Consider the following 3,844-nt stretch of genomic DNA (forward strand, 5'->3'; position numbering starts at 1 on the left):
GGTCATGGGAGAGGCCTTTCGGGGCGTGTCAGATAGGGCTCCGCCGGGGCGCCGGCATCGGCCCGCGCGCGGTTCGGTGCCCGGGGGCAAGGTTCGAATCAGGCCAGCCGGCGCCGGCGCTCGACGAGCTGCATGATGATCGGTGTCAGGATGAGCTGCATGGCGAGGTCGAGCTTGCCCCCCGGGATCACGATGGAGTTCGCCCGGCTCATGAAGCTGTCGTGGATCATCGAGACGAGGTACGAGAAGTCGATCCCCTTGGGGTCCTTGAAGCGGATCACCACCATCGACTCGTCGGCCGTCGGGATCCAGCGGGCGATGAAGGGGTTCGAGGTATCGACCGTCGGCACCCGCTGGAAGTTGATGTCGGTCCACGAGAATTGCGGGCAGATCGTCTGCACGTAGTCGGGCATCCGCCGCAGGATCACGTCGGTGACGGCCTCGGTCGAGTAGCCGCGGAACGAGCGGTCCCGGTGCAGCTTCTGGATCCATTCGAGGTTGATCACCGGCACGACGCCGATCTTGAGGTCCGGGTAGCGGGCGATGTCCACGCTGGAATCGACCACGCAGCCGTGCAGCCCCTCGTAGAACAGGAGGTCCGAGCCCGCGGCAAAATCCTCCCAGGGCGAGAACGTGCCCTCGGGCACCCCGTAGCGGGCGGCGTCGGCGGCGTCGTGCACGTAGTGCCGGGTGCGGCCGCGGCCGGACTCGCCGTAGCTGCGGAACACCGCCTCGAGTTCCGGCAGCAGGTTGGCGCGCGGCGCGAAGTGGCTGAGCGTCGGCTCGCGCGCCATCATCGCCCGCATGGTCTCGCGGTCGAAGGCGTGGAAGCCGTCGCCCTCGATGTAGACCGCGCTGACGTCCTCGCGGCGGAAGATCTGCTCGAAGGTGTTGCGGACCGAGGTGGTGCCGGCCCCCGAGGAGCCGGTCACCGAGATGATGGGGTGGCGTGCCGACATCGCGTGCGAGCGTGGGGCGTCAGCTGCGCATCAGGCCGCGCTGGCCGAAGAGGGGCGAGCGCCCGGCGGCGTGGTTGCGGCCGTCGAAGTACTTGGCGACGCAGGCCACCTCCTCGGTCGAGCCGAAGACCAGCGGCACGCGCTCGTGGATGCCGGTGGCCGCGATGTCGAGGATGCGGCGCTCGCCGTCCGTCGCGCCCGCGCCCGCCTGCTCCATCAGCATGGCGATGGGCGCGGCCTCGTAGAGCAGGCGCAGCCGCCCCTGCGCGTAGCCCTTGCGCTGGTCGCCCGGGTACAGGAACACGCCGCCGCGCATCAGCACGCGCTGTGCGTCCGCGACCAGCGAGCCCAGCCAGCGCATGTTGTAGTCCTTGTCGCGCGGGCCCTCGGCGCCGCGCAGGCAATCCTCGATGAAGGCCTTGATCGGCCCTTCCCAGTGCCGGGCGTTCGAGGCGTTGATCGCGTACTCCTTCGCCGTCGTGGGCACGTCGAGGCCTGGATGCGTCAGCCGGAAGGCGCGCTCGGCCCGGTCGAGCACGTAGACCTGCGTGCCCTCGCCCAGCGTCAGGACGAGCGCGGTCGCCGGGCCGTAGGTGACGAAGCCGGCCGCGAGCTGGGCCGTGCCGGGCGTGGTGAACGAGGCGATCGGGTTGGCCTCGTCCTGCACCGCCGGGCGGATGCCGAAGATGGTGCCGACCGCCATGTTGACACCGATGTTCGACGAGCCGTCGAGCGGGTCGATCGCCACCGCCAGCGGCGCGCCGGGATTGAGGCGCATCACCTCGTCGGCCTCCTCGGAGGCGACCTCGGCCACGGGCGCGGCCTGCAGCGCCTCGGTCACGCGCTGGTGCGCGATCACGTCGAGCGCCTTCTGCACGTCGCCGTCGCTGTTCTGCGAGCCCGCCGCCGCGAGGTCGCCGCCGAGCGCGCCGCGGCCGATCACCTCGCTGATCGTGATGGCGGCGCCCGCGATGGCCGAGACGACCGCGGCCGTGTCCTTCAGCGCAGGGTTGTGCGAGACCGCCCGCGCGAGACACGCGTCGAGATGCGCTCCGACCTCAAGAGACCCGTCCGCCATCGCTCTTAGCCCTCGCATGTCCGTGTATCCGGGCCGGGAAGACCCGGCATGAGGCGAAGCCTCTAACCGGAGCCGCGCCCGGATGATACCGCGCGCCCGGTCCGGATCGCCAGAGGCGTGGCGCGGGTGCTCAAGAATTCTAAAATATCTTGCGGCCGCCTACAAAAAAACTAGAACAGCAATTGATGCGCAACCTGTCCTTGAAACAGCTCCAGGCCGTCGCCGCCGTCGCCAAGCTCGGCACGATGACGCGCGCCGCCCAGGAACTCAACGTCACCTCGGCGGCCCTCTACGCCCGCATCCGCCAGCTCGAGGAGGAGGCTGGCCTTCTCCTGTTCGACCGGACGCCGAACGGGCTGAAGCCGACCGATGCGGGCCGCGAAATGCTCTGGGCGATCGACAGCATCAACACGGTGCTGGAGAGCTGCGCCGACCGCCTGCGCACCCTGAAGGGCGGCGCCGGGGGCCGCGTGGCGATGGGCGTGGTCTCGACCGCCAAGTACTTCACCCCGCGGGCGATCGCGGGCTTCGTCGAGACCCATCCGGGCGTCGAGATCAACCTCTCGGTCGGCAATCGCGGCGAGACGGTCGAGGCGCTGCGCAACTACGAGATCGATTTCGCCATCATGGGCCGTCCGCCGCGCGACTTCGCGATCGAGGCCGAGAAGCTCGGGCCGCACCCGCTGGTGCTGATCGCCGCGCCGAACAACCCGCTGGCGGGCCGCCGCAACATCCCGCGCGAGGCGCTGGCCGACCAGCCCTTCTTCGTGCGCGAGGACGGCTCGGGCACCCGCACGGTGTTCGAGGAGTTCATCAGCGGCATCATCATCCGCCGGGCCAAGCTCGGCATCGACACCGGCTCGAACGAGACGATCAAGCAGGCGGTGATGGCGGGCCTCGGCATCGCGCTGCTCTCCGCCCACACGGTCGCGGCGGAGGTCGAGAGCGGGCGCCTCGTGCTGCTCGACGTCGAGGGCCTGCCGATCCGGCGCGACTGGTACGTGGTGCGCCGCGCCGACAAGGTGCTGGGCCCGGCGGCGGCGGCCTTCTGGGACTATCTCTACCGGGACGGCGCCCGCTGCCTGCCGCGGCTCGACGCGGTGCGGGCGATGACGGCCGGAGCCGCCCGGTGAGCGAGGCCGGCATCGTCGTCCTGGGCGGAGGCCAGGCCGGGTTCCAGGCCGCCGCCTCCCTGCGGGAGGCGGGCTTTGCCGGTGCGCTCACCCTGGTGGGCGACGAGACCGCCCTGCCCTACCAGCGGCCGCCCCTGTCGAAGGCCTATCTCGCCGGCAAGACCGATGCGGAGGCTCTGGCGCTGCGCCCCGCCGCCTATCTCGAAGAGCATCGCATCGCCTTCCGTCCGGGCCTGGTCGCGGAGGCGATCGACCGCGACGGCCGACGGCTGGTGACGACGGGCGGCCGGATCCCCTACGACCACCTCGTCATCGCCACCGGCGCACGCAACCGGCCGCTGCCCGTGCCGGGCGCGGACCTCGCGGGCGTGCACCAGCTCCGCGGCCTCGCGGACGCGGACGCGCTCAAGGCCGCCCTCGGGACCTGTCGCGCCGCCGTCGTGGTGGGCGCGGGCTTCATCGGGCTCGAATTCGCCGCGGTCGCGGCCGCGCGGGGCGTCGCCGTCACGGTGATCGAGCTGGCCGAGCGGCCGATGGCGCGCGCGGTCTCGCCCGAGACCGCCGCCTTCTTCCGAAGTGCCCACGAGGTCGCCGGGGTCCGGTTCCGCTTCGGGGCCGGGATCGCCGCGGTCGAGGGACGGGAGGGCCGGGTCTCCGGGGTGAGGCTCGCGGAC

Annotated in this window: 4 protein-coding genes; 2 read left to right on the forward strand and 2 right to left on the reverse strand. The window is 71.4% G+C overall.

All coding sequences use genetic code 11. The annotated features are described in order from the left end of the window. Positions 1-98: 98 nt before the first annotated feature. Both AX737_RS09230 and AX737_RS09235 read right to left on the reverse strand, forming a co-directional pair. A complete protein-coding gene (locus AX737_RS09230; protein ID WP_066920796.1) occupies positions 99-959 on the reverse strand; it encodes a phosphoribulokinase in 861 nt (286 codons plus the stop codon). A gap of 19 nt (positions 960-978) precedes the next feature. Then, complete coding sequence (locus AX737_RS09235; RefSeq protein WP_066920797.1) at positions 979-2,037, reverse strand: class 1 fructose-bisphosphatase; 1,059 nt, start codon at positions 2,035-2,037, stop codon at positions 979-981. Positions 2,038-2,222: 185 nt separating this feature from the next. Here AX737_RS09235 and AX737_RS09240 point away from each other — a divergent pair, with 185 nt between their 5' ends. Next, positions 2,223-3,170, forward strand: coding sequence for a LysR family transcriptional regulator (locus AX737_RS09240; protein ID WP_066920800.1), 948 nt, complete (start codon positions 2,223-2,225; stop codon positions 3,168-3,170). Beyond that, positions 3,167-3,844: FAD-dependent oxidoreductase (locus tag AX737_RS09245; RefSeq protein ID WP_197430517.1), on the forward strand; the 678-nt coding region annotated here is incomplete at its 3' end. The genes AX737_RS09240 and AX737_RS09245, both read left to right, overlap by 4 nt.

This window comes from Methylobacterium sp. CCH5-D2 (assembly GCF_001556475.1).
Lineage (GTDB): Bacteria > Pseudomonadota > Alphaproteobacteria > Rhizobiales > Beijerinckiaceae > Methylobacterium > Methylobacterium hispanicum.